This window comes from Streptomyces sp. NPDC006365 (genome assembly GCF_042870755.1).
GTDB classification, from domain to species: domain Bacteria; phylum Actinomycetota; class Actinomycetes; order Streptomycetales; family Streptomycetaceae; genus Streptomyces; species Streptomyces xiangluensis.
The window spans coordinates 672,456-698,265 of record NZ_JBIAHS010000003.1 but is presented as its reverse complement, the minus strand read 5'-3'; the positions used below and the strand labels follow the sequence as shown (position 1 = coordinate 698,265).

The window sequence follows — 25,810 nt, the reverse complement described above, 5'->3', positions numbered from 1 at the left end:
TCCCGAACGACGACGACGCGGTGCTGTACCTGTACAAGCTCATCATCGACAAGTACGGCTGGGACTGGTTGCGCCGCTTCGCAGCCCAGGACGTGGTATGGGTACGCGGCACGCAGGAACCCGCCGACCGGGTCGAGGCAGGCACCGCCGCCGTCGCTCTCGGCACGGACGGGATGCTCACCCCGGCCGACGACGTGAAGACCCGCTTCGTCCTGCCCGAGCGCGACCCGTTCATGGCCTGGGCCCAGCGGGCCGCCATCTTCAAGAACGCCGGCAACCCCGCCGCGGCCAAGCTGTACCTGAACTGGTGGCTGTCGAAGCAGACCCAGTCCGACTTCTACATGTGGTCCGTCCGCACCGACGTGGCCCCACACACGGGCTACGGGCACATCTGGGACTACCCCAACGCCCACCTCGACGGCTTCGAGCACTTCATGGCCGACCGTGCCCTCGTCGAGCGCTTCAGGCAGCAACTCACCCTCTACGTGGGAGAGGTGAGCGGCGCGCCGTCCCCGGGCCGACTCGGCCTGCACCCCGGCCGCTGATGCAAACGCGTCCGCCCCAGGAGGTTTCCGGCTGATGGGGTAGTCGATCACTTGTGTACTGATCTTCATCCAAGCAGCATCAGCGCTGGAAGGGGATCGTCGAGCAGTTGGACGTGGTCGGCTTGCCCTTCAGGCGGTCGGTGAGCCAGGAGATCGCCGCTTGCTGGTCGGTGATGAGGGGGGCGAGGTGGTTGGTGAGGATCTTGTCACCGAGGTTGGGCAGATCGACCGCCTTGTAGGTGACCTCGCCGCCCTTGCGGCACCAGTCCACGGCCAGTTGACGGGCCTGGGCGTGCGGAACGATGTCGTCCTTGATGCCGGTGGCCACCCGCACCGGGCCGCTCGGCTTGAGCGTCCCGATGCGCTGTTTGTCGAGGATGGCCTGCGAGCGCGGATCGGCGGCGATGATCTCGGCGACGGACTTGCCGCTGTTCGTCCAGGCGCTGCTCCGTGAAAAGCCGTAGCCGAGCAGCGCGTCGCCGACGCACATGGTCGACGTGTCGGCGAGGGCCTTGCGCCCGGCGTCGTTGAGGTTCGCCTCGGCGGCGTCCCGCATGTCGGGGTAGGCCTGGACGAAGCCGTTGATCGCCCAGCCCAGGGCCGCGGCCAGAACGCTGCCGTCGATTCCCTTCATGACGGCGGTCAGGTCGGCGGGCGGCGCGCCCGCGTAGGTGCCGGCCAGGTGGACGTCGGGAGCGTAGGTGGGCTGGAGTTCGGCCGCGGAGGCGGTGGCTCCGCCGCCCTCGCTGTACCCGTACAGGCCGACGCGGGAGCCGGACGTGAGGGACGTGCCCGGGAGAGCGCGCGCCGCACGGACGGCGTCCAGCACCGCGTGCCCCTCGTCCAGGCGGTTGACGTAGGTGTGCAGACGGTCGGTGGTGCCCAGGCCGACGTAGTCGCTGACGACGACGGCCGCTCCGCCGGCGAGGAGACGGTAGATCGCCAGGTTGTCGTAGCCGACGGACAGGGTCTGTCCGCTGACGGTGAGGGGGTGCTGCAGTGCCAACGAGGGCGCGCACTGGTCGCCCTGGCCCATGGTCCCCGAGGCCACCGCCACCAGCGGGCGGGGCCCGTCGCCCTGCCACTTCGCCGACGGCTCGATGTAGGCGCCGGTCACCGCGACGGCCTGGCCGTCGGAGTCGGTGGACTTGTACATGAGCCGGGTCGCGGTGCCCGGCAGGGGACGGCCGTCGAGGCCGGGCAGTGAGAGCCCCAGGGGGAGGGGCTCGTGCCGGATCAAGGCACCGTTGGCGGAGGGCAGTTGGCGGGGCGGGGTGTAGAAGGCCGGGATGCTGACGCCCCGGGACACGACGGGTTCGGCATCGGTCGCGGTGGCGTCGGCTGTGGTCGCGCAGACACAGACGCAGGCCACTGTGGCGAGCGAGGCGGCGGCCAGACGGTTGGAGGTGGAACGCGGACGGCTTCGGAAACGGCTCACAGCTCACTCCTCGTGCTGCTGCGGTGCGTGGTTGCGCGAAAAACTAGCATTGTTAGTTACCGCCGGTAACGTCACTGTGGTTGCGTTCCGGTAACCGTTTGCCGAAGCAAGCACACGGCGTGGCGAGTGGGTCGCGCGCTTCCTCGCCGGCACCGCGGGAAGACGGGCTCCGAACCGTCGGGAGTCCCGCCCTCCTGTACAGCCGTGACACGGCACAGTGGCCGCGGATCCTGGCCATCAATCCCGTTGCCTTGCAGGCATGCTGACCACGGCGGCGACCAGCTCCGACGCCACCTGCGGCATCGCTTCTGCTGCGTTCTCGCGGAGACCGTCTGGCTACTGCTGCGGGAGACAGCTGGAGCATCCCACTGTGCGAGCCATGGCCCGTCCGCGGCCGCCTTTGGATTGGTCTGGGCCCGAGCTCGACGACTCGGTTCCTGCGTGCGGCGGCCACGGTGGTCCGACCGCACGCAGGAGTGGACGGAAGCTCACGGAAGGGGGATGGCCAGATGGCCATGCGACACCCGGCGCCTTGGTGGTGCCGAAGACCTGTCCGGCGGTCAGCGACCGCGAGAGCTTGACCTTGTCCACGCTTGGGAGTGGACTACAGGCAACTCGCCCGACCAGCTCAACCCGTCTGCCGTGCCCAAGGTGCCGCGAACGGTGATCCGTCGGGCCTCGGCGGCGCCTGCGGTGCGGGTCGACGGCGCCACGTGGCGCCTGGAGTGTGTCCGTCCACCGCCGCACCGGCCCAAGGGCCGCGGTCGGCGTCGGGGTCACGGCCACCACTGCCCGGCGGACGGGGAGGCACCGCGGATCCGGGACACCCTCAGCCGCCGTTCCGTGCGCGGCGACTGAGAGCGGGCCCACTCCGCCTGCGGCCAGGGTGTGGGACTGCTATTCCTCGGGCGGGGATCGGTCACGCACGGCCAAAACCCAGCTACGGCGGTGGCAGATGGCCTCCGTGCAGGTCGGAGGCCTGATGACAACTCGCCCTACCGTGCAGCGACTGACGACCCCCACCAGGGGACTCGGTCGCCGACGTCGTTGGCGGCGAAGAAGTCTGCGATGGCGGCCCTCTCCTCGGCGTCGGGCTGAGTGTTGACGCAGTCGGATCCGCCCCAGGCGCCTGACATCACCTTGGAGCAGGGGCTGCCCGGGCCGAGGTCGGGAAGCGACAGGATGTGGCCCAGCTCGTGGACGACGATGCGAGAAGGCTTGTACAGCTGGGCGTCCCCGACTTCGAGGTACACCCAGCCCCGTCCGGCGCCCTTGATGTTGACGTGGGACTGGACTCCCACCCGGTCCGGTTCGGAGGCGCTGGACTCGATGCGCAGCCTGGTGCGGGTCCTGCGCGAGGACGACCACCACAGCATCCGGCCGGGGCAGGTGTGGAGCGAACTCTCCCGTCTGGTCTCGGCGTTCGCCGCGGACCATGCGGACGTCCAGCTGCACGTCGCCGCGGCGGCCCGCGAGGTGCGGCTCGCCCCCGAGGTGGAGACGTCCGTACACCGAGTCGTGCAGGAGGCCCTGACCAACGTGCGCCGGCACGCGCCCGGTGCCGCCGTGGCCGTACGGGTCGACGTCGACGGGTCCAGGCTGCGGGTCGAGGTGCACAACACGGCACCGGCCGCACGTCATGCCGTCCCGGTCGGCGGACAGGGCGGCTTCGGGCTGGTCGGTCTGCGCGAGCGCGTTGAAGCGGTGGAAGGCGCCCTGACCGCCGTCCCCACCGACGACGGTGGCTGGCGAGTTACCGCTGCCTTCCCGGTGCTGGTCGCTGTGGCAGGAACACCGGCGTGAACGACACGGCGATCCGCGTACTGATCGCGGACGACCAGGAGATGGTCCGCATGGGCTTCCGGCTGATCCTCGATGCCCAGCCCGGCATCAAAGTGGTCGGCGAGGCCGCCGACGGCGCCGCCTGCGTGGAACTCGCCCGCCGCCTGCGGCCGGACGTGTGCCTGGTCGACATCCGGATGCCGAAACTGGACGGTCTGGACGTCACCCGGGCGTTGGCAGGACCCGGGGTCCACAGTCCGATGCGGGTGGTCGTGATCACCACGTTCGACCAGGACGACTACGTGCACACCGCGTTGCGCAACGGGGCGTGCGGCTTCCTGCTGAAGGACGCCCCGCCCACGCTGCTGACCGAGGCGGTGCGGGCCGCCGCCCGCGGGGATGCGCTGGTCTCGCCGGCCGTCACCGTCCGGCTGTTGAAGGAACTGTCCGCCACGCGTCCCGAGCCGGATGTCGCCTGCCCTTTGACCGAGCGGGAACTGGATGTGGCCCGGCTGGTCGCCGTGGGCCGCACCAATCAGGAGATCTGCGAGCAACTGGTGATCTCCCTGTCCACCGTCAAGACGCACCTGGCCAACATCCAGCAGAAGATCGACGCCCGTAACCGGGTCGAGATCGCCGCCTGGGCGTGGGAGACCGGGATGGTCCGGGAGCGATAGGGCGGCTGCACAGCCGTTACCTGTGCGGGCACCTGCATCGGAGCATCACAAGCCACGAGCCAGGCGATGCAGAAGACGGCCGTCCAAGGGGTTTGCGTGCCATCCGTCCCACCGCCGTGCCTCGCGGTCATGTCATCTGCGCTCTGCCGCCCCGGCCGGCGTCCGGGCGATCACCGAAAGCCCGGCACCGGCCAGGGCCCGGACGGCCAGGACCGGCCCCCTGACGGGCACCTCGACCGCCAGCGTCACCACAGCGCTGTCCCGGCGCCCGGCTTCGGCGGCCCGTACCTCACCGTTGCCGAGGCACCGCACAGGCCCGTGTCGCGATCCACTCGTCCGACCACCCCGGGAGTGATATGGCCCTGTAGGTGTTCGACGAGGACGGCACCCTGCTCTCGTCCCCCACCGGCGGCAGCGAGGAGTACGTCGACCTCACCGAGCCGGGCACGTACGAGGTGTACGTCGACCAGTTCGGCCTGCCGGATGGCGCCACCGGCCAGACGTACACGCCGTACACCTGGCTGATCGGCCAGGACTCCCGCCCGGCCGCCCACCGTCACCCCGGTCGAACAGCGGGTGGCCCTGGGCGGCACCGCCGACGTCACCGTCCCTTGGCGTGACCTCCCGACCGGACACACGTGTCCCGGCCCGGTCGGGTACAGCGATGGCGCCGAAACGGCCGGCAGCGCCCTGCTGACCGTCACTCCGTAGTCTCCCCTGCTCTTCCCTTCCGTCACCCGACTCAGGACATGGTGGCCGTACGCGGACCGTACGGTCACCGTGCCGGCATGACGACCTCGGGCGGCGGCCGGGCCGCTCTGCCTGCTACTGCCAGACGTACCAACGGCAGTGGTACGTACCCGCGTCGTCCCAAAAGCGTCTGCTCGTTGTCCACCGCCGAATACCGCAGAGTGGATGCCGTACCGCACCGCTGGTCCGGTGAGGCGGTTGCCGATCGTGTTCACCTCCTGACCGCCGGACTCCTCCGGGCCGATGGTCGGCCTCGTCCGCCGCGGCGCGAACCGTGTCCCGAGACGCCGGCCCGACCGGCGCCGCCCGGGACGTGGCAGCCACGACGCCGTCCGGCGGGACCGGTCACACCAGCGGTCGCCCACGCCCCCCACCCAGGAGATCCCCTTGTCCCGCCGTTTCCTCTTCGTCCTCGGCAGCCATCGCCGCAACGGGGACAGCGAGTTGTTCGCGCGCCGGACCGCCGCCCAGCCGCCCGCGGAAACGAGCAGCAGTGGATCTCGCTCGCCGAGCATCCGCGTCCCGACGACGATCTGCGGCATGGCACGGCACGGCACGGCGCGGGGCACACCACGCGGCCCGAGGAGGGCAGCAGCCACGCGCCGCTCTTCGAGGCCACCCTCGCCACGACCGGCATCGTGATCGCCCGCGGCTACGCGGCCAAGTTGTCGAGGATGCAGAACAGTTCGGCGCTCCTGGGCTGCTCACCCGCGGAGGCTGTGACAGCCCACAGGGTGCGCCCGGCCATGACCATGATGACCTTCGGTGGCGTCCTGTACGACAACGGCAACGGGCGACGTGTTGCAGGACACCGACGCGCTGGCGCGGACCAAGACGTTCTTCGCCCGGGACGCGCCACCCGCACGCCGTCCGGGCAGCTGCACACGGCCCGACTCCGACACGGCTTCCGCCGCGCAGTCGGTCGTGGCACCACTGCTTACCACCACCCGTCCTACGCCGACCGAGAGAGTGGACATGTCCGAGTCAACAGTCGCTCCACCCGAGGGACCTCCCGAGGCGACTTCGTCCGACCCGTCCAGGCGCACGTTCATCGCGACCACCACCGTCGTGGGCGGTGCGGTCGTGGCGGGCGGCCTCATAGCCGAATCGTCTGTGCTCGGCGCCGAGCGCGCGGACGCCGCTGATGCGTCGCCCAGCAGTCGCGTCACCCTGACCGTCAACGGCGAGCGCCGCACCATCACGGTCGACAACCGCACCTCGCTGCTGGATCTGCTGCGTGAGCACCTGGAGCTGACCGGCTCGAAGAAGGGCTGCAATGCCGGTGCCTGCGGTGCCTGCACCGTCCTGGTCGACGGTCGCCGGGTCAACTCCTGCCTGACGCTGGCGGTGCGGCTGGAGGGCGCCGAGGTCACCACCATCGAGGGCTTGGCGAAGGGCGAACGGCTGCACCCGCTCCAGCAGGCGTTCATCGACCAGGACGCCTTCCAGTGCGGCTACTGCACCCCGGGACAGATCATGTCCGGCGTCGGCTGCATCCAGGAGGGGCACACCGGCTCGCCGGAGGAGATCCGGGAGTTCATGAGCGGCAACATCTGCCGCTGCGGCTGCTACGTGAAGATCGTGCGGGCGGTCGAGCAGACCGCGCACGGGAAATGAGGCACGGTCTCCATGCACCCCTTCTCCTACACCAGGGCCGCCACCACCCGGCAGGCCCTCGACGCCGGCCGTGACGGCGGGCGTTACATCGCCGGCGGCACCACACTCGTCGACCTGATGCGTGAGACCGTCGAACGTCCCCGCACCCTGGTCGACATCAGCGCCCTGCCCCTGCGCGAGATCGTGGTCACCCGGCGCGGGGGCCTGCGTATCGGCGCCCTGGTGCGGATGTCCGAGGCCGCCGCCCACCGGGGCGTACGCGCCCTGTACCCGGTCATCTCCGAGGCGCTGGAGCTCAGCGCCTCGGCGCAGCTGCGCAACATGGCGACCATCGGCGGCAACATCATGCAGCGCACCCGCTGCACCTACTTCCGCGATGTGACCGCCGACTGCAACAAGCGGGAGCCGGGCTCCGGTTGTGCGGCGCGCGACGGTTTCAACCGCACCCACGCGATCCTCGGCACCTCCGACGACTGCGTGGCCACCCACCCCTCCGATGTCGCCGTGGTCTTCGCCGCACTGGAGGCGGCCGTGGTCGTACTCGGCCCGGACGGTGAGCGCAGCGTGCCCTTCGCCGACTTCCTGCTCCGGCCGGGCAGCACACCCAACCGCGAACAAGCCCTGCGCCGGGGCGAGTTGATCACGACTGTCGAGATTCCGGCCCTTCCGCGTCCGCTCAGGTCGGGTTACCTGAAGGTGCGTGACCGGCAGTCGTACGAGTTCGCGCTCACCTCGGCGGCCGTCGCCCTGCACATCCGCGCCGGGGTGATCCGCGAGGCGAAGGTGGCCGCCGGAGGCGTGGGCACCGTGCCCTGGAAACTGCACGCCGTCGAGCGAGAACTGATCGGGCGGCGGCCGTCCGACGCCCTGTGGACCACGGTCGCCGAGCGAGCGGCGGCCGGAGCCCGGCCCCTCCAGCACAACCGCTTCAAGGTCGAGTTGCTCAAACGGACCGTTGAGCGCCAACTGCGCGTCGTAGGAGGTGGCAAGTGAGCCCGCAGCCACAGGCAGCCGTCGGAGCGCCGCTGTCCCGGGTGGACGGGCGGCTGAAGGTGACCGGCCAGGCCAAGTACGCCGCCGACCACGTCCCCGACGGGGCGGTGCACGCCGTCGTCGTCGACAGCCGTGTCGCGCGCGGCCGTATCACCGGCATCGACACCCGCGCCGCGAACGCCCAGCCAGGCGTCCTGGGCGTACTCAGCCACCTCGACAAACCCGAGCTGGCCTACCGCGAGAACCAGGGCGTCTGGCTGGACCCGTTCGTCGGCGAACGGCTGCACGTCTTCCAGGACGACAAGGTCCGCTTCTTCGGACAGCCCGTCGCCGTGGTCGTCGCCCGCACACTGGAGGCCGCACAGCACGCCGCGGACCTGGTGAAGGTCTCCTACGACGCCGAGCGGCCCTCGACCGACCTGACGGCACCCGGAGTCCCGGATAACGAGCCCCAGCCCCAGCAGAACTACGCGCGCGGCAACCCCGAAGAGGCGCTGGCCTCGGCGGAGGTGAGGCTGGAGGGCACCTACCGGCTCGCCCGCAACCACCACAACGCGATGGAGCTGCACGCCACCGTCGCCCGCTGGGACGGCGAGAGGCTCACCGTCTGGGACAAGACCCAGTGGACGCTGGGAGCGCGGGACGAACTCGCCGCCGTATTCGGCATTCCGGCGCAGAACGTGCGCGTGATCTCGCCGTTCGTCGGCGGCGCGTTCGGCAACGCGCTGCGCACCTGGCCGCACTCCGCCCTCGCGGCCCTCGCCGCCCGGGAGTTCCGCCGCCCGGTCAAGCTCGTCCTGACCCGCGAGCAGCTGTACTACGGGGTGGGGTTCCGGCCCGCCTACGAGTACCGGCTGCAGTTGGGCAGCACCCGCGGCGGACGCCTGACCGCGGCCGTTCACCGTGTGCGGGCCGAGACGTCGACGTACGAGAACTACGGCGAGGGCGTGCTGGTGCCGGGGCAGATGCACTACGCCACGCCCCACGTACGCCAGGCGTACCGGACCGTGCCGCTGGACGTGAACACACCGACGTTCATGCGGGGTCCCGGCTACTCCACAGGCGTCTTCGCCATGGAGTCGGCCCTGGACGAACTCGCGTACGAGCTCGGCGTCGATCCGGTCGAACTGCGGCTGCGCAACGAACCGGAGGAAGACCCCGCAAGCGGTCTGCCGTTCTCCACCCGGCGGCTGCGTGAGTGTCTGCGGGTCGGCGCCCGCGAGTTCGACTGGCATCGGCGCAATCCCAGACCGCGCTCCCGGCGGGACGGCGACTGGCTGATCGGCATGGGCATGGCCAGCGGTGTCTACGACACCCTGCGCATGCGGTCCGAGGCACGCGTGCGGCTGGACGCCGACGGCACCGCCCTGGTGCAGGCGTCGACCAGCGATATGGGCCCCGGCACGTACACCTCCGTGACGCAGCTCGCCGCGGACGCCCTGGGCCTGACCATGCGCACCGTCCGCTTCCAACTCGGCGACTCCTCCTTCCCGGCGTCCCCGCCGCACGGCGGCTCGCAGACCATGGCTGGGGTCGGCTCCGCGGTCCAGGACGGCTGCGACAAGCTGCGGCAGGAGGCGATCAAGCTCGCCGTCGAGGACGAGCGGTCGCCGCTGCACGGCGTCGACGCCGCCGACGTCGTCGTCCGCGGCGGACGGCTGCATGTGGCCGCCGACCCGGCGCGCGGGGAGACCTACCGGCAGTTGCTGGCCCGCAACGGCCGTACGCACCTGGAGGTGACCGGGACCTTCGCCCCGACCGGGGACGACCGGTTCTCCATGTACGCCTACAGCGCGGTGTTCGCCGAGGTGGCCGTCGACCGGCGGCTGGGCCTGGTGCGGATGCGGCGGATGCTCGGCGTCTACGACGTCGGACGGGTCATCAGCCCCAAGCTCGCCGACAGCCAGGCCCTCGGCGGCATGGCGGGTGGTATCGGCGGGGCGCTGCTGGAGCACACGGTCACCGACCACCGCGACGGCCGGATCGTCAACGCCAACCTCGCCGACTACCTCGTGCCCGTCAACGCCGACGTCCCCGACCTGCAGGCGGTCTATCTGGACGGGGAGGACCGTCATGCCGACCCCATCGGTGTGAAGGGCCTCGGTGAGATCGTGGCCATCGGCGTGGGGCCGGCCATCGCCAACGCCGTCTTCAACGCCACCGGACGGCGCGCCCGCGAGCTGCCCATCACCGCCGAAGCCCTGTTGTGAGCCCGGGGCGGCAAAGGAGTCTCCGCCATCCGGCCGGGGCCCTGAGATCCGTCCCTCCGATCGGCCCGCCGCCGCGCCTCGCCATCCCCCCAAGCCGGTGCGGCGGCGGGCTCCCACCTCCTCCAGGAGACCCACTCATGCTGAACATCGCGGACACGTTGTACCGCTGGTGCCGCGAGGCCCGCCCTTTCGCCCTCGCCACCGTCATCCAGGTCAGTGGCAGTGCACCTCTGCCACCCGGCACCTCACTGGCCGTTGACACCGACGGCGAAGCGGTCGGCGGCATCTCCGGAGGATGTGTCGAAGGCGCCGTCTATGAGCTGTGCCTACAGGTCCTGGAGTCGGGCGAACCCCCCATCCGGGCCTCGTTCGGCTACTCCGACGACGATGCCTTCGCCGTGGGCCTGACCTGCGGAGGCGAACTGGAGGTCCTGGTACAGCGGATCGACCCCGCCGACCAGCGCCACCTCACCACCGCCCTGGAACAGGTACTGGCCGGTGTGCCCGTCTCCATGGCCCAGGTGATCGACGGGCCGCAGCGCGCTCTCGGCCGCACCCTGTCCGTCTTCGGGGGCGGCAGTACGTACGACGGCACACTGGGCAGTCAGCCGACGGACCGTACGGTCGCCACCCAGGCCCGCGCGCTGCTGCGGGCGGGCCGGACCGGCCGCGTCCAGGTCGGCGGGGACGCCGACACCTGCCCGGAGAAGCTGACGCTCCTGGTCCACACCCACGCGCCGCCGCCCCGCATGCTGATCTTCGGCGCTGTCGACTTCGCCGCCGCCCTCAGCCAGGCCGGACGCTTCCTCGGCTACCGGGTCACCGTCTGCGACGCCCGCCCCGTCTTCGCCACCCCGGAGCGCTTCCCGTACGCGGACGAGGTCGTCGCCGACTGGCCGCACCGCTACCTGGAGCGTGCGTCCGTGGACTCCCGTACGGCTGTCTGCGTCCTCACCCACGACGCCAAGTTCGACATTCCTCTGCTCCGCTTGGCCCTCCGCCTCCCGGTCGGCTACATCGGCGCGATGGGCTCCCGACGCACCCACGAACACCGCCTGGAAAGCCTGCGCGAGGTCGGTGTGCCCGAAGAGCACCTCGCGCTCCTGCGTTCACCGATCGGACTCGACCTCGGCGCCCACACCCCCGAAGAGACAGCGATCTCCATCACCGCCGAGATCATCGCCCACACCCACAACGGCACCGGTCTGCCCCTGTCCCGCGTCCCCGGTCCCATCCACGGTTCCGTCCCCGTGGCCCAGGTGTCGGCACCGGCCGAGCTCCTGGCCGTATGAGGCCCCACGTGCTCATCGACACCTACGGCCGGGTGGCCACCGACCTGAGGGTCTCACTGACCGACCGGTGCAACCTGCGCTGCACGTACTGCATGCCCGAGGAGGGCCTGCAGTGGCTGGCCAAGCCCGACCTGCTGACGGACGACGAGATCGTCCGCCTGATCGACATAGCGGTCACCTCCCTCGGCATCGAGGAAGTGCGCTTCACCGGCGGCGAGCCCCTGCTGCGTCCCGGCCTGGTCGGTATCGTGGAGCGCGTCGCGGCGCTGGACCCCCGCCCCCAGATGTCGTTGACGACCAACGGCATCGGCCTCAAGCGCACGGCGGCGGCCCTGAAGGCGGCAGGCCTGGACCGGGTCAACGTCTCCCTCGACACGCTCCGCCCGGACGTCTTCAAGACCCTCACCCGCCGCGACCGCCACAAGGACGTCATCGAAGGCCTGTACGCGGCCCGTGACGCGGGCCTGACCCCGGTCAAGGTCAACTCGGTCCTGATGCCCGGCCTCAACGCCCACGAGGCCCCGGACCTCCTGGCCTGGGCCGTGGAGCACGACTACGAACTGCGCTTCATCGAGCAGATGCCCCTGGACGCCCAGCACGGCTGGAAACGCGACGGCATGATCACCGCCGGGGACATCCTGACCTCCCTGCGCACGCGCTTCGAACTGACCGCCGAGGGCGAGGACAAGCGCGGCTCGGCCCCCGCGGAGCGCTGGCTGGTCGACGGCGGACCGCATGTCGTCGGCGTCATCGCCTCGGTCACCCGACCGTTCTGCGCGGCCTGCGACCGCACCCGCCTCACCGCCGACGGCCAGGTCCGCACCTGCCTGTTCGCCCAGGAGGAGACGGACCTGCGCGCCGCCCTGCGCTCGGGCGCCCCGGACGAGGAGATCGCCCGCATCTGGCGCCTGGCGATGTGGGGCAAGAAGGCGGGAGCGGGCCTGGACGACCCGACGTTCGTGCAGCCCGAGAGGCCGATGTCGGCCATCGGCGGCTGACGCTCGGACGGGACCGATGAATGGGCCGGCGCGTGATGCCGGCACAGGCTCTGGCGGGGCCCACGTCTCAGCGCAGCGGCTCCATCTCCCAACTGGTCAGCATCCGCAGGGCTTCCTCCGAGCGGGAGCCGGGCTCGGCGTGGTAGGTGACCAGCCGCATGGGGGCGCCCCCGGGCAGCGCCATGGGTTCGTGGACGAGGTCGAACTCTCCCACCAGCGGGTGCCGCACCCGCACGGTCTCACCGACGGGCCCGCAGCTCACCTCGTGCCGTGCCCACAGCTCCCGGAAAACCGGGCTCTTCTGCCACAACTCCTGGATCAGCGACGAGAAGTGCGGGTCCCCGGGGCTCTTGCCGGCGTTCATACGCAACGCTCTCGTGATTCTCAGAGCAGCGCTGTCCGGATCGGCGAACTTCTCGCGCGCCTCGGCCGAGAGGAAGGCCAGCCGGGCCGCATTGCGCTCCTCGGGTGGCAACAGGCCCCAGTCCCCGAAGACCGCGGTGGCGAGCCTGTTCCACCCGAGGATGTTCAGGCGGCGGTCGACGACGTAGGCGGGCACCCCGAGCGCGTCGAGCAGGTGCTGCACGCTGGGCCGTAGTCGCTGCTCTGGGGGCATGGCCTGCGTCGCGCTCTGCCGCTCGGGCTGTGCCAGCCGGACCAGATGCTCCCGTTCCTCCGCGGTCAGGTGCAGGGCGCGGGCGACGGCGTCCAGCACCTCGGCCGACATCGTCTCGCCGTATCCCTGCTCCAGGCGCGCGTAGTACGCGTACGACACCCCCGCCAGCTGAGCCAGCTCCTCGCGCCGCAATCCGGGAACCCGCCGCCGCCCGTACGAGGGCAGACCCACGTCCTCGGGCTTGAGCCGGGCCCTGCGCGAGCGCAGGAACTCCTTCAACTCGCTACGCCGGTCGAGTCCGGATGTCCCCTGGTCACCAGGCGCCACATCTGAAGACATCTCTGTCCCCCGCTTGCCATATGTGCCTCGCTGCTGCGGATCAGCCTACGACATCGGGTCTACGAGTCACATTGATACGCGGTTTCAATGGGAAATGCAGTTTCTTCGCGGCCCGTGGCAGCGGTACTGGGGCTGTGCCGCGAACCTCGGTGAGCCGGTCGGCGAGCAAGACCTGCTCCCGCAGACGGGGAAGGCGCGGCCGTATCCGTTCCACCGTCAACGCGTGTCCGCCTCCAGGAACGAGTGCGGTGGTCGGTGAGAGGGGCGCGACCCCTCCGGTGTCGACCTGCACGAACTCGCCGAGCAGTTGGTCTTCGCGGAGACCGTCGAGGCGGCACCGCGCCAGCCTGTTCAGGTACTTCGGCACCAAGGAAGACATCGTTCTGGGGCACCTGGAGGAGTCCGGCCGGCGGATCGCGGCGGAGCTCGCCGCCCGCCCCGACGACGAGCAGCCCTGGGAGGCGCTGCGCCGGGCCCTCGACGTCCTCACGCGGATCAACGAGTCCGCGCCGCCCGAGCAGGTGCTCAGCTGTCTGCGCATGCTCCAGGAGACCCCGTCCCTGCGTGCCCGGCATCATGAGAAGCAGCTGAGCTGGAAGAAGCTGCTGGTGCCGGAGCTCGCGCGGCGGCTGGGGGCCGACCCCGACCGGCCCGAGGACACGAGGCCGAGCGCACTGGTCGGCGCCGCGCTCGCCTGCCTGGACGCAGCCTCCACGGCCTGGGTGGCCTGTGAGGGCACTGTCCCGCTGGCCGTGCTGCTTGACCGGGCCATGGGCGCGTTGGCGTAGCAGCCCGGCCCTGCGCTCCGTCGCGCTTCGCTTCCATGCTCACCGTGCCACGGAGGAAACGGCTGTTACCGCAGCGAGCACCCGCGAGGCCGGTTTCCCCGAACACCTGGTGACCACGCTGGTCGTCGCCGACGGCGCGACGTGCCGGAGGCCACCGCCCGGCTCATCGTCTTCGTCGTCCTGGACGACGATGCCGGAGTGGGGCGCCGACCGCGGTGAAGGCGTGCTTCACCAACTCCCACCAGAGCTGGGTGTGCGAAGCGGTGCATCGTCGCCGCCCCGGTGGCGGACGCCTTTACCGCCCCGTTCGTGGCGGCCGTCGGAGCCTCGCGGGTCGGCGACCCGCGCGAACGGGGCACCCGGGTCGGCCCGTTCGCCCACGATGACCTGCGGGCGGCGATCCAGCAGCAGATCGAGGAGTCCGCCGCCGGAGCCGACCAGCTGGCCGGAGGCAGACCGCTCCCCGGAGACAGCTGCTTCTACCAGCCGACCGTCCTGGCGGACGCCGGCCCGGGAGTGCACGCCTCCGCCCCGCGCCTTCAGGGCGTTGTGTCGTCACCGGACCGTCATCTTGGTCTGCTCAGTCCGGGCGGCGCAGCAAGAGGTTCATGGCGCTCATCGTCAGCACCGTCTGCCCGTGCTGATCGAGGACCTCGATGCCGGTGGTGACGAGACCGCGATCCGGCTTGGACCGTGAGACGCGGGCCTTTTGGACCGTTGCCCGCAGGGACAGCCTGTCGCCGGGTCTGACCGGTCGGACCCAACGCAGTTCGTCGATGCCGGGTGAGGCCAGGGAGGCCACCTTGCTGACGTAGTGGTCGACATACATGCGCATCGTGACGGAGCAGGTGTGCCAGCCGCTGGCGACGAGACCGCTGAACGGGCCCTGCTGTGCAGCCTGCGGATCGTTGTGGATGCTCTGCTGGTCGAACTCGTCGGCGAACCGGAGAATGTCCTCCCTTGCCATGGTGATGCTGCCGTAGACGTACACGGCACCCGGCACGTAGTCCTCGAAGTACCTGTCCTCGACCGGGGTGGCGAAGTCGGCGTCGCTCAGGACCGTGGTGGCGCCCGACTTCGTTCGCCTCGGCGAATCGGCCCTCGACAGCCGAGAGCCGGACCGGTCACGCGGGTTACGCGGCATCGGCTGTCTCGCCGCCGCCGTTCACGCGGCCTCGAGGTCTTGCAGGGCGTCGCGCTCCAGGGCCGCGGAGGCGGCGACCACGCCGCCCATGATGGCGCCGCTGACACCGGCCGATGCCACGTCCTGGCCGGTGAGGAGGAGGCCCGGGATATGGGTGTGTGCGCCGAGGCCACGCACGGCGAACCGTTGCGGGGTGTGGGCGAGGGACATGAAGTCACCCCTCTCTTTGCCGAGGAAGTGGTTGAAGCTCAACGGCGTCGCCAGTTCGGTGTGGTCGATACGGCCCTCCAGTTGGGGGCAGAAACGCAAGACCTGGCCCAGCAGTTCCTCGGTCAGCCTGGCCTTGAGGCGCTCGTAGTCGGCGCCCCGGCGCATCCAGGCGCTGCCCGCGTACGGTTCGAACAAAGACCAGGTGGTGAGTCCCGCGATGTCGATGGTGGTGCGTCCGGGGTAGCGGCTCTCCCACGTCGGGTCCTTCACGGACGGGAAGGTGATGAAGTACGTCGGCATGGCGCGGTGTTCGGGGTCGGCCTCGAATGCGGCGATGTCGCCGTCGATGTCGGGTCCGGCGTGGGCCCAGATGTTGGCTGGATCGAGGTCGAGGCGGTCGCCGGATTCCCGGATGCCGATGTTGAGCATGACGTACGTCTGTGAAGGGCCGACGGCACGCAGGGAGTCGGCGAGGCGGGTGGCTTCGGGAGTCTGGTCGGGCAGGAGCCGGGTCAGGGTGTTGAGCGCACCGGCATCACTGATGACCAACGGCGCTCGGAAACTCTTTCCGTCCGCCATGAGGACGCCGCAGGCCGAGCCCTTGTCGTCCCGTACGACTTCCTTGACCTCCGCGGAGATCAGGACGGTTCCTCCGGCACCGGTGATGACGTCGGTCGCTGTCTCCGCGAGTCGGGCGGAGCCTCCGACGGGGTAGTTCGCGCCGTCGATGTAGTGGCGGATGAGCATGGCGTGCATTCCGAACGAGGCGCGGCCGGGAGCGAGGGAGTAGTCGCCGTAGTGGCCGGTGAGTACCGCGCGGAGTTCCGCGTCGTCGGTGAGGTCGGTGAGGACTTCGGTGACCGTCCGGTCCGCGTGCGAGCGGAAGGGAGCGGCCATGTCGTCGTAGAGGGTGTCTCCCACTTCGTGCGGGAGGCTGCGGTGGGCGAGGTAGGGGCGAGCCGCACGGTTCGCGGCATGCACCAGGTCGATGTACTGGTCGATGGCCTGGGACTCGTGGGGGAAGTACACCTTCATCCGGTCCTTGAACCGCTGCACACCGGACCGGTACTCGTACTCCCGGTCCCCGATGAAGACCCGGTTGTACACGTCCGGCATGGGAGCCCACTCCAGCTTGCCGCCGCTGATGTGGTCGAAGATCCGGCGCAGGCCGCTGGTGGGCCGGTGGACGTCGCCCATGTAGTGGAGCCCGGCGTCCCATTCGTATCCGGCGCGCCTGAACGTCTGGGTGGCGCCGCCCGCGGTCGTGTGCTTCTCCAGCACGAGGACCCGTTGTCCGGTCCGGGCCAGGAAGGCGGCTGTGGTCAGGCCGCCGATCCCCGAGCCTATGACGATCGCGTCCCATGCCTGCCCGGCCGTGCTGCGGTGGTAGCTCTCACCGATGTTCACGTGGTGCCCCTTCAGCTGACTTCGAAAAACAGAAGTCAGCTTAGAGGGGTGGATAAACTTGAGCAACACACCGGAGAGGGACACGTGAGCGACGAAGCTGAAGCAGCGACCGAGGGCCGGCCAGAGCGGTGGCAGCGGGACGCGTGGGACATCGAACCCGACTCGATCAACCTCGCCCTGCGGTCCCTCAGCCCCCGGACCACGGGCGTGATCATCAGGGAGGCCTTCTACGGCACCCGCCGCTTCGACGACTTCGAGCGCCACTGCGGCATCAGCCCGAGCGTGCTGTCCGCCCGCCTGAGGGACCTCGTCGCCGACGGCATCCTCGAAAAGACCCGCTATCGGGCTCCCGGCACGCGCGGACGCGACGAGTACCGCCTCACCGACAAGGGCCGCGCTCTGCTGCCCATCCTGATCGCCCTGAACAACTGGGCCGAGCGCTGGATCGTCCCGGACGGCGCCTCCACGCTCTCCTTGCTCCACCGTGACTGCGGAAGCCCGGTCCGGACGGTCGTAACCTGCGAATCCGGACACGACGTCGCTGCGCCCAGTGACGTCCTGGCAGCCCCTGGCCCCGGCGCGAGGCCCGCGCCGAGTGACGGTCGGGCAGGCCCGCGACCAGGAACCTGACGAGCAGGCAGTGTGGTGGCGCAAGATGGTGAACTTGTTGTGAGCGTGCTTGTCGTGCTGGGTGGTCCGGAGAGCAGCAGCGCCTTCGGACCACCCACTCGAAGGTCCTAGAAGAACCCAAGCTTCTGAGGGCTGTAAGAACAAAGAATGTTCTTCGTCTGCTGGTAGTGCTCCAGCATCATCTTGTGATTCTCGCGGCCGATGCCGGACTGCTTGTAGCCGCCGAACGCCGCGTGTGCCGGGTACGCGTGGTAGCAGTTCGTCCATACCCGGCCCGCCTGGATCGAACGGCCCGCGCGGTACGCCGTGTTCATGTCCCGCGTCCATACACCGGCCCCGAGCCCGTACAGCGTGTCGTTCGCGATCTTGATGGCGTCGTCGAAATCGGCGAACGACGTGACCGAGACGACCGGGCCGAAGATCTCCTCCTGGAAGATCCGCATCCGGTTGTCGCCCTGGAAGATCGTCGGCTGGACGTAGTAGCCGCCCGCCAACTCGCCGTCGTGCTCGATACGGTGACCGCCCGTCAGTACCTTGGCGCCCTCCTGCTGGCCGATGTCCAGGTAGGAGAGGATCTTCTCCAGCTGGTCGTTGGAGGCCTGGGCGCCGATCATCGTCTCGGTGTCGAGCGGGTGACCGGTCTTGATCTGCTCGGTGCGCGCGACGGCCGCGTCGAGGAACTCGCTGTAGTGGCCCTGCTGCACGAGCGCCCGCGAAGGACAGGTGCACACCTCGCCCTGGTTGAGCGCGAACATCGTGAAGCCCTCGAGCGCCTTGTCGCGGAAATCGTCGTCCTGCGCCCAAACGTCGTCGAAGAAGATGTTCGGGGACTTGCCGCCGAGTTCCAGCGTCACCGGCTTGATGTTCTCGGAGGCGTACTGCATGATCAGCCGCCCCGTCGTGGTCTCCCCGGTGAAGGCGACCTTCGCCACGCGCGGGCTGGACGCGAGCGGCTTGCCCGCCTCGACCCCGAACCCGTTGACGATGTTCACCACGCCCGGCGGCAGTAGATCCGCGATCAGGCTCATCCAGTAGTGGATGGACGCCGGAGTCTGCTCGGCGGGCTTGATGACGACCGCGTTGCCCGCGGCGAGCGCCGGGGCCAGCTTCCACACCGCCATCAGGATCGGGAAGTTCCACGGGATGATCTGCGCCACGACACCCAGCGGCTCATGGAAGTGGTACGCGACGGTGTCGTCGTCCAACTCGCCGAGCGAGCCCTCCTGGGCGCGGATGGCCCCCGCGAAGTAGCGGAAGTGGTCGATGGCGAGGGGGATGTCGGCGGCCAGGGTCTCGCGCACCGGCTTGCCGTTCTCCCAGGTCTCGGCGACCGCCAGCTTCTCCAGGTTCGCCTCCATACGGTCGGCGATCTTGAGGAGGACATCGGCGCGTGCGGTCACCGAACTGCGGCCCCAGGCCGGGGCGGCCGCGTGAGCCGCGTCAAGCGCGCGCTCCACGTCCTCCGCCGTGCCCCGCGCGATCTCCGTGAACGCCTGACCGTTCACCGGGCTCGGGTTCTCGAAGTACTGCCCGCGGGCCGGCGGCACATACTCGCCGCCGATGAAGTGGTCATAGCGCGCCTGGTAGGAGACGATCGCGCCGTCGGTGCCGGGCGCTGCGTAACGGGTCATGCTCTTCTGCCTCCCGGGGAAGGGCCGCCCGCCGTTGGGCGGCTCTCGGCGCGAGGGTAGGAGCGGAGACGTTGCAGGTACGTTGCGCGGGTAGTGAACCCCTGGGTCGGGTCAGTGTCCCGCCCACCCGGGCGGCGCCGACTGCTCGGCCTCCAGTTCTTTGAGGCGAGCGCGTACGGGCGCCGCCGGGCGTATCGCGGCGAGTGTCCGCCATACGTCGAGGTCGTCCTCGCCCCACGCGGTGTGCGCCCAGTCCGCCAGCAGGTCCGGATCGCGGCGGGCAACGAGTGCCGCGCGCAGCCCGTCGGCAAGCCTCCGGCGCAGCCGCACCACCTCCGGTGCCTGCGAACCGGGCAGCAGCGGACCCGCGTACGCCCTCGCCGCAGCCGTGACCGCCCCAGTGCTGAGCCCCCGCTCCACGACCGCGATGTCGGACTCCACCGGAACCGCCAGCCGGTACGGCCGTGAGCCGAGCAGCCCCGCGCCGAGGAGCCGCCGCAACCGGGCCAGCTCCGCACGCAAGGTCACCGGCGTCACCGACTCGTCCTCGTACAGCGCGCAGAGCAGCTCATCGCCGGTCAGACCCTCCGGGTGCCGGGACAGGAGCACCACGATCTCACTGTGCCTGCGGCTCAGGCGCAGCCTGCGGCCGCCCGCCATGAGCAGCGCCTCATCACGGCCCAGGGCGGTCAACCCGAGCGTGTCGGTGGTGGTCGGGGCCGGTGTCAACAGAGCCAGTTGGGACTCCGCCGCTCGTGCCACGGCCTGCACGAAACCGAGGCTGTGCGGATGCGCGAGCCAGTCCCCGCCGGTGATGTCGACCGCGCCCAACAGCCGCCCCGTGCGCGGATCGTGCACAGGAGCCGCCGCGCACGTCCACGGCTGCACACGCCGGATGAAGTGCTCTGCCGCGAACACCTGCACCGGCCGGTCGAGAGCGACCGCCGTACCCGGAGCGTTCGTACCGACCGCCGACTCCGCCCAGCGTGCACCCGGTACGAAGTTCATGCCGTCCGCCTTCTGGCGGGTCCCCGCGTGGCCCTCGACCCACAGCAGCCTGCCCTGCGCGTCGCACACCGCGAGGAGATGCTCGCCGTCCGACGCGAACGTGCCCATGAGCTCACGGAACAGCGGCATCACCCGGGCCAGTGGGTGCTCCGCACGGTAGGAGCCCAGGTCGCCGTCCGTGAGCTCCACGGATGCCGTGCCGTCCGGTCCCACACCGGCCCGTGCCGAGCGACGCCACGAGTCGGCCACCACGGAACGCACCGGCCGTGGCACCGTGCCCGCCTCCGTGAACATCTCGTGGGCGCGGCGCAGCACCCGCACCCTCTCGAGGGGATCGGACCCCGGTTCCAGGGCCACCCATGGATCGGACAACTCGACCTCCCCGGAACGCGATGCGGTTGGGGACATCGTCACTCCGGTGACGAGCGCGGACAAGCGCCACGACCAGGCTTGGTACGGCGCGGTACGGGCTCGCCCCGGGCCCCGGTTGCCTTCCGGCCTCAAGGGCCCTTCCCTCAGGCGGAGTTGACCAGTCTCATATACCGTGTCCAGTCCCAGTGCGGTCCCGGGTCGGTGTGGTCCGAGCCCGGCACCTCATAGTGCGCGAGGACGTGCGATCGGTCCTTGGGGATGCCGTACTTGGCGCAGATCGCCGCGGTCAGCCTCGCCGACTCCTCATACATGGCGTCGGTGAAGTATCCGGGCTTGTCCACCCAGCCTTCGTGCTCGATACCGATGCTGCGTGTGTTGTAGTCCCAGTCGCCCGCGTGCCAGGCGGTGTCGCGCTCCCGCACCATCTGCGCGACACGGCCGTCGGCCGACCGCACGACGTAGTGCGCGGACACGTTCTTCTCCCGGTTCTGGAAGATCCGCAGAGTGGTCGCGTAGGTCGCCTGTGTCACATGAATGATCACGAAGTCGATGGGATGGCTTCTCGGACGGTCGGACGCCGTGTAGTTGGCGGGAGTCGCCGGGATCCACTCGGCGGGCGGGTAGTCGAACGCGGGGATCCTGGCGCCCGCCCGTGTGCTGGGCAGTAACGCGGTGGAGAGTGTGGTGAGGGCGGCTGTCTGCAGGACGCGTCGCCTGCTGGGAAGTGAAGTGGGCCAGAAGCCGGCACGATTCAAGGAAGAACTGCCTTTCGGTGGTCAGTGGTGGTGAGCCGTATCGCGCAGCCGAGCGTGCCGCCCGCGAGATATCTCGCGTTCAGACAGCCACTCCTCGCGGAGCTTGGCCACGCCCGGGAACTCGCACACCACCGACCCGTTCCGGCACCGCAGCAGCGCTACTCCTGACATGTGAATCCCCCGATCCCCCGGTCCTTGGACACCCGGTCCATGGAAATGTCTCCGCCGCCCGGACAGCGGGCGCCTCGCATGAATTACGGTACGGCGCCTGCCGGTTGAGACGGAAGTTGTTGGGCCAAATCCGTGGATGGCACACGAATTGTGGATAACTCAGTCACCCACAAGGGGGAGTGGGGCAGGAGACACGGCTGGCGGAGGGGGCTGGAACAGGCTCCACACGGGTGATCAGCCCCGGCCTATGCCCGGCTCGCCACCGCCGCCGGATCATCGAGCACAGCCCGCACCACCGAGTGCGCGGCGCCCAGCAGCGGACCCTCGGGCCCCAGCCTGGAGACGGCCACCGCGCACGCGGGACCGGCCGTGCGCCGCGCCAACTCCCGTTCCAGCGAGGGCAGCAGCCATGGCGCCAGTTCGGACAGGGCCCCGCCCAGCACCACGGCTTCGGGATCCAGCAGATTGACCGCGCCGGTCAGTGCGATGCCCAGCGCGGTTCCGGCGTCGTGCAGAGCCCGCCGTACGTCCTGGTCATCCTGCGCTGCGCGCTCGGCCAGCAGCCCGACGCGGTCCTCGCCCGGTTCCAGCCCTGCCGCGCGCAGTACGGCCTCCTCGCCCGCGTACTGCTCGAGACAGCCCCGCCCGCCGCACGCGCAGGCCGGGCCGTCGGGACGTACCGGCACATGCCCCAACTCGCCCGCGAACCCGTGCCTGCCGCGCAGCAGCCGGCCGTCCACGACCACCGCTCCACCAATACCGATCTCCGCCGAGACATGCAGAAAGTCGCGCGGTGCGTCCTCGTTGAGCCAGAGTTCGGCGAGCCCGCCGAAGTTCGCCTCGTTGTCGACCGTCAGCGGGAGTTCGCCGGGCAGCAGCGCGCCGAGATCCGTGTCCTGCCAGTCGAGGTTGGGGGCCCGTACCACCGTCCGGGCATCGCGGGCCACCAGTCCGGGCACCGCGACTGCGAGACCCGCGGGCCACAGGCCTTCGCGATCCGCGTCGGCGACGACCTGGCGTACCAGTGCGGTCAGGTCACTCAGCACCGGTTCGGGAGACCGGCCCCGGTTGGCGCCGTGGCGCACCGCCCGCGCCCGTACCTCGCCGCGCAGATCCACCGCGCACACGGCGAGATGGTCGACGCCCACCTCGGCGCCGATCCCGGCGGGACCGTGCCCGCTGACGGCCAGCGCCGAGCCGGGCCGTCCCACCCGGCCGGGGCGCTCGGGGCCGAGCTCTTCGAGGAGCCCTGAGCGGATCAGATCGTCCACGAGGGTGGAGACGGCCGCGCGGGTCAGCCCGATGCGGGAGGCGACGGCGGCACGGGACAGCGGCCCCTCGGCGCTGAGGGTGTGCATCACGCGCGAGAGGTTGCGGCGGCGCATGCCCTGCTGGGTGTCGGGCAGTCGGCGGCCGGGACTGCTGGGGTGGGCCTCGTGCAGCGGTGCGGTCATGCCTCCGTCAGTCCTCGTCCGGCCGGCCCCTGTTCAGGGCTGTCCTGGTCAGTGCGGGCCGACGCCCGCGGAGGTGGTCTCGTCAGCGCTGATCGGGTCGGCGTTCCAGCAGGGGGGCCGCGTCGGAGAGTACCCCGGCGATGCGCGCCAATGCCGCCTCGTCCTGCTCCACCGCATCGAGCACCGGACCGCGCGCGGTGTCCCAGCGTCGGGCCACCGCCGCCGGGTCCTCGCCGGTCAGTACGCCCGCGGCCTGCGCGGCGGCCCCGAGTGCGACCAGCTCCTTGGCCTCGGGTACTTGAACGGGGCGTCCCGACAGCCGGCGTACGGTCTGCTGCCAGGCCGTTCCTCGCGCGCCTCCGCCGATGAGCAGCAGCGGAGCCGAGCGGTCCGCGTCCGCGTCGAGCACGAGGTCGAGAGCGCCGAGCAGCGAGTGGACCGCGCCGTCGTACGCGGCCTGCAGCAGCTGACCGGGCGTCGTGTCGTGGCGCAGTCCGTGCAGAAGCCCCGAGGCGTGTGGCAGGTCGGGGGTCCGTTCGCCGTCCAGGTAGGGGAGCAGGGTCACGCTCGTGCCCGGCTCGACGGCCTCGCGATCGATGCCCAGCAGAGTGGCGACGCGGTCCACGGCGAGCGTGCAGTTGAGGGTGCAGGCCAGCGGCAGCCAGTCGCCACGCGCGTCTGCGAAGCCCGCCACGGTCCCGCTCGGATCGGTGGGGCGGTGCGTCGAAACCGCGTACACCGTGCCGGACGTGCCGAGGCTGAGCACCGCGGTGCCCGGCCGCAGCCCGAGCCCGAGTGCGGCGGCGGCATTGTCCCCGGTGCCCGGAGCGACCAGCGTGCCCTTGGAGAAGGGCAGGTCACCGCTGTCGCGCACGGTCCCGACCACCTCGCCGGACCGGACCACCCGCGGTAGCAAAGCCGGGTCCAGGCCCACGTGGCGGAGGATCTCCTCGTCGTACGCCTCGGTCCCGGATGCCCACCAGCCCGTACCGGACGCATCGCCCCGGTCGGTCGTCCCCAGACCCGTGAGGCGCTCGGTGAGGTAGTCGTGGGGCAGCCGCACGGCCGCGGTCGCGCGGATCGCCTCGGGCTCGTTCTCGGCGAGCCACGCCCACTTCGTGATCGTGAAGGAAGCGCCCGGCACGCTGCCTGTGCGCTCGGCCCAGGTCTTCGGGCCGCCCAGTTCCTCCACCAGGCGCCGGGCCTGCGGGGCCGATCGCACGTCGTTCCACAACAGGGCCGGGCGCACCGGAACACCCTGGGCGTCCAGCGTGACGAGTCCGTGCTGCTGGCCGCCCACGGACACCGCCGCGGCCTCGTGGGCCGCGTCACCGCACTGGTGCAGCGCCTCGCACAGCGCGTCCCACCACTGCCGGGGGTCGCTCTCCCGGCCCGCCCCGGAGGAGACGGTGTGCGGCGCCTGTCCGCTCGCCACCACCTCTCCGGTGGCCGCGTCCACGACCAGAGCTTTGGTGGACTGGGTGGACGTGTCCACGCCGACGACGAGCGGACCCTGGGCTGCTGACATCGGGCTCTCTCCCTTTTTTCCGCGGCTCCGCGGGATACGGCCTGCTTCCGGGCGCCCGGACCGACACGGTCCGGCTTTCACACCTGGTCTCTTCCCAGAGATGCCTCCGCATACTAATTTGTTAAGCGCCATGACGAAATAGTCGGAGCGAGCTAGGAGCCGCGGCATGAACTACCAGCCCACCCCCGAGGACAGGTTCACCTTCGGCCTGTGGACCGTCGGCTGGCAGGGAAGGGACCCGTTCGGCGATGCCACCCGGCGTGCCCTTGACCCGGTCGAGACGGTGCAGCGCCTGTCGGAACTGGGTGCCCACGGTGTGACCTTTCACGACGACGACCTGATCCCCTTCGGGTCCTCGGACACCGAGCGCGAGTCGCACATCAAGCGCTTCCGCCAGGCGCTCGACGCGACCGGTATGACCGTGCCGATGGCCACCACGAACCTGTTCACGCACCCCGTCTTCAAGGACGGCGCGTTCACCGCCAACGACCGTGATGTGCGCCGCTACGCACTGCGCAAGACCATCCGCAACATCGACCTCGCGGTCGAGCTGGGCGCCACGACCTACGTCGCCTGGGGCGGCCGGGAAGGCGCCGAGTCCGGCGGCGCCAAGGACGTACGCCTCGCACTCGACCGCATGAAGGAGGCCTTCGATCTCCTCGGCGAGTACGTGATCTCCCAGGGATACGATCTGCGCTTCGCGATCGAGCCCAAGCCGAACGAGCCCCGCGGCGACATCCTCCTGCCGACGGTCGGCCACGCCCTGGCGTTTATCGAGCGTCTGGAGCGGCCGGAGATGTACGGCGTCAACCCCGAAGTGGGTCACGAGCAGATGGCCGGGCTGAACTTCCCGCACGGCATCGCCCAGGCCCTGTGGGCGGACAAGCTCTTCCACATCGACCTCAACGGCCAGTCCGGCATCAAGTACGACCAGGACCTCCGCTTCGGAGCAGGCGATCTGCGGGCGGCGTTCTGGCTGGTGGACCTCTTGGAGAGCGCCGGTTACGCGGGACCGAGGCACTTCGACTTCAAGCCCCCGCGCACCGAGGACCTCGACGGCGTGTGGGCATCGGCCGCGGGCTGCATGCGCAACTACCTCATCCTGAAGGAGCGTTCGGCCGCCTTCCGTGCCGACCCGGAGGTCCAGGAGGCTCTGCGCGCCTCACGTCTGGACGAACTGGCACAGCCCACCGCCGCGGACGGCCTTCAGACACTGCTCGCCGACCGCGCGGCCTTCGAGGAGTTCGACGTGGAGGCCGCTGCCGCGCGCGGGATGGCGTTCGAGCGCCTGGACCAGCTGGCCATGGACCATTTGCTGGGCGCCCGGGGCTGATGCGCCTCCGCGGGTGAGGCTCTGCGCGGAAGTTCTGCGGAATCGTGCGATCCATGCCATGAGTCCGTATCAAGTTCCGCGCAGGGCTCGCATGGTGACCGGTTCGAGGCGACTCTTGTCGG

Annotated in this window: 23 protein-coding genes; 13 read left to right on the top strand and 10 right to left on the bottom strand. The window is 70.3% G+C overall.

Annotated elements, in window-relative coordinates:
* Positions 1 to 20: 20 nt before the first annotated feature.
* Positions 21 to 545, top strand: a complete 525-nt coding sequence (locus ACFYO0_RS12430; RefSeq protein WP_388673977.1) for an extracellular solute-binding protein — start codon at positions 21 to 23, stop codon at positions 543 to 545.
* A gap of 79 nt (positions 546 to 624) precedes the next feature.
* Here ACFYO0_RS12430 and ACFYO0_RS12425 read toward each other — a convergent pair whose 3' ends face one another.
* Together ACFYO0_RS12425 and ACFYO0_RS12420 are read right to left on the bottom strand one after the other, a co-directional pair.
* The gene (locus ACFYO0_RS12425; RefSeq protein ID WP_388673975.1) at positions 625 to 1,983 is read right to left on the bottom strand and encodes a lipase family protein; all 1,359 of its coding nucleotides are present in this window, start codon (positions 1,981 to 1,983) and stop codon (positions 625 to 627) included.
* A gap of 995 nt (positions 1,984 to 2,978) precedes the next feature.
* Positions 2,979 to 3,284, bottom strand: a complete 306-nt coding sequence (locus ACFYO0_RS12420) for a snapalysin family zinc-dependent metalloprotease (protein WP_388673973.1) — start codon at positions 3,282 to 3,284, stop codon at positions 2,979 to 2,981.
* A 28-nt stretch (positions 3,285 to 3,312) separates the two neighbouring features.
* Here ACFYO0_RS12420 and ACFYO0_RS12415 point away from each other — a divergent pair, with 28 nt between their 5' ends.
* The 8 genes from ACFYO0_RS12415 (at position 3,313) to moaA (ending at position 12,302) form a co-directional block, all read left to right on the top strand.
* Positions 3,313 to 3,786, top strand: coding sequence for a sensor histidine kinase (locus ACFYO0_RS12415; protein WP_388673971.1), 474 nt, complete (start codon positions 3,313 to 3,315; stop codon positions 3,784 to 3,786).
* A complete protein-coding gene (locus ACFYO0_RS12410) occupies positions 3,783 to 4,442 on the top strand; it encodes a response regulator (RefSeq protein ID WP_388673969.1) in 660 nt (219 codons plus the stop codon). The genes ACFYO0_RS12415 and ACFYO0_RS12410 overlap by 4 nt, the downstream gene beginning before the upstream one ends.
* Before the next feature lie 368 nt (positions 4,443 to 4,810).
* A complete protein-coding gene (locus ACFYO0_RS12405) occupies positions 4,811 to 5,062 on the top strand; it encodes a hypothetical protein (RefSeq protein WP_388673967.1) in 252 nt (83 codons plus the stop codon).
* A gap of 1,105 nt (positions 5,063 to 6,167) precedes the next feature.
* Positions 6,168 to 6,809, top strand: coding sequence for a (2Fe-2S)-binding protein (locus ACFYO0_RS12400; protein ID WP_388673965.1), 642 nt, complete (start codon positions 6,168 to 6,170; stop codon positions 6,807 to 6,809).
* Between the two features lie 12 nt (positions 6,810 to 6,821).
* Positions 6,822 to 7,802: an FAD binding domain-containing protein gene (locus ACFYO0_RS12395; protein WP_388673963.1), complete on the top strand. Its 981-nt coding sequence runs from the start codon at positions 6,822 to 6,824 to the stop codon at positions 7,800 to 7,802.
* The gene (locus ACFYO0_RS12390; protein WP_388673961.1) at positions 7,799 to 10,012 is read left to right on the top strand and encodes a xanthine dehydrogenase family protein molybdopterin-binding subunit; all 2,214 of its coding nucleotides are present in this window, start codon (positions 7,799 to 7,801) and stop codon (positions 10,010 to 10,012) included. The genes ACFYO0_RS12395 and ACFYO0_RS12390 overlap by 4 nt, the downstream gene beginning before the upstream one ends.
* Before the next feature lie 137 nt (positions 10,013 to 10,149).
* Positions 10,150 to 11,304: an XdhC family protein gene (locus tag ACFYO0_RS12385; protein WP_388673959.1), complete on the top strand. Its 1,155-nt coding sequence runs from the start codon at positions 10,150 to 10,152 to the stop codon at positions 11,302 to 11,304.
* Between the two features lie 8 nt (positions 11,305 to 11,312).
* Positions 11,313 to 12,302: a GTP 3',8-cyclase MoaA gene (moaA, locus tag ACFYO0_RS12380; protein ID WP_388673957.1), complete on the top strand. Its 990-nt coding sequence runs from the start codon at positions 11,313 to 11,315 to the stop codon at positions 12,300 to 12,302.
* Positions 12,303 to 12,369: 67 nt separating this feature from the next.
* Here moaA and ACFYO0_RS12375 read toward each other — a convergent pair whose 3' ends face one another.
* Positions 12,370 to 13,257 carry a helix-turn-helix domain-containing protein gene (locus ACFYO0_RS12375; protein ID WP_388673955.1) on the bottom strand — a complete coding sequence of 296 codons (888 nt, stop codon included), beginning with the start codon at positions 13,255 to 13,257 and terminating at the stop codon, positions 12,370 to 12,372.
* A 248-nt stretch (positions 13,258 to 13,505) separates the two neighbouring features.
* On the opposite strand from ACFYO0_RS12375, the gene ACFYO0_RS12370 reads away from it, so the two are divergent.
* Together ACFYO0_RS12370 and ACFYO0_RS12365 are read left to right on the top strand one after the other, a co-directional pair.
* Positions 13,506 to 14,045 carry a TetR/AcrR family transcriptional regulator gene (locus tag ACFYO0_RS12370; RefSeq protein ID WP_388673953.1) on the top strand — a complete coding sequence of 180 codons (540 nt, stop codon included), beginning with the start codon at positions 13,506 to 13,508 and terminating at the stop codon, positions 14,043 to 14,045.
* A gap of 282 nt (positions 14,046 to 14,327) precedes the next feature.
* Positions 14,328 to 14,714 carry an aldehyde dehydrogenase family protein gene (locus tag ACFYO0_RS12365; protein WP_388673951.1) on the top strand — a complete coding sequence of 129 codons (387 nt, stop codon included), beginning with the start codon at positions 14,328 to 14,330 and terminating at the stop codon, positions 14,712 to 14,714.
* Here the strand turns inward: ACFYO0_RS12365 and ACFYO0_RS12360 are convergent.
* Both ACFYO0_RS12360 and ACFYO0_RS12355 read right to left on the bottom strand, forming a co-directional pair.
* Entirely contained in the window at positions 14,626 to 15,189 is a 564-nt protein-coding gene (locus ACFYO0_RS12360; protein ID WP_388673949.1) for a MaoC family dehydratase, read from the bottom strand. The genes ACFYO0_RS12365 and ACFYO0_RS12360 overlap by 89 nt on opposite strands.
* Before the next feature lie 21 nt (positions 15,190 to 15,210).
* Positions 15,211 to 16,806, bottom strand: coding sequence for a phytoene desaturase family protein (locus tag ACFYO0_RS12355; protein WP_388673947.1), 1,596 nt, complete (start codon positions 16,804 to 16,806; stop codon positions 15,211 to 15,213).
* An 84-nt stretch (positions 16,807 to 16,890) separates the two neighbouring features.
* On the opposite strand from ACFYO0_RS12355, the gene ACFYO0_RS12350 reads away from it, so the two are divergent.
* The gene (locus ACFYO0_RS12350) at positions 16,891 to 17,436 is read left to right on the top strand and encodes a winged helix-turn-helix transcriptional regulator (protein WP_388673945.1); all 546 of its coding nucleotides are present in this window, start codon (positions 16,891 to 16,893) and stop codon (positions 17,434 to 17,436) included.
* 107 nt (positions 17,437 to 17,543) lie between these two features.
* Here the strand turns inward: ACFYO0_RS12350 and ACFYO0_RS12345 are convergent, their stop codons facing one another.
* The 5 genes from ACFYO0_RS12345 to xylB all read right to left on the bottom strand — a co-directional run bounded on the left by ACFYO0_RS12345 (position 17,544) and on the right by xylB (position 24,355).
* Positions 17,544 to 19,067 (bottom strand): aldehyde dehydrogenase family protein, encoded by a 1,524-nt coding sequence (locus ACFYO0_RS12345; protein WP_388673943.1) that lies wholly within the window; start codon positions 19,065 to 19,067, stop codon positions 17,544 to 17,546.
* Between the two features lie 111 nt (positions 19,068 to 19,178).
* On the bottom strand, positions 19,179 to 20,483 hold the full coding sequence (locus ACFYO0_RS12340; protein ID WP_388673941.1) for a GAF domain-containing protein: 1,305 nt from the start codon (positions 20,481 to 20,483) through the stop codon (positions 19,179 to 19,181).
* A gap of 107 nt (positions 20,484 to 20,590) precedes the next feature.
* A complete protein-coding gene (locus tag ACFYO0_RS12335; protein WP_388673939.1) occupies positions 20,591 to 21,202 on the bottom strand; it encodes an N-acetylmuramoyl-L-alanine amidase in 612 nt (203 codons plus the stop codon).
* A 416-nt stretch (positions 21,203 to 21,618) separates the two neighbouring features.
* Complete coding sequence (locus ACFYO0_RS12330; RefSeq protein ID WP_388673937.1) at positions 21,619 to 22,827, bottom strand: ROK family protein; 1,209 nt, start codon at positions 22,825 to 22,827, stop codon at positions 21,619 to 21,621.
* 82 nt (positions 22,828 to 22,909) lie between these two features.
* Entirely contained in the window at positions 22,910 to 24,355 is a 1,446-nt protein-coding gene (gene xylB, locus ACFYO0_RS12325; protein WP_388673935.1) for a xylulokinase, read from the bottom strand.
* Positions 24,356 to 24,521: 166 nt separating this feature from the next.
* Between xylB and xylA the strand changes: the two genes are divergently transcribed.
* Positions 24,522 to 25,688 (top strand): xylose isomerase, encoded by a 1,167-nt coding sequence (xylA, locus tag ACFYO0_RS12320; RefSeq protein ID WP_388673933.1) that lies wholly within the window; start codon positions 24,522 to 24,524, stop codon positions 25,686 to 25,688.
* The last annotated feature ends 122 nt before the right edge of the window (positions 25,689 to 25,810 follow it).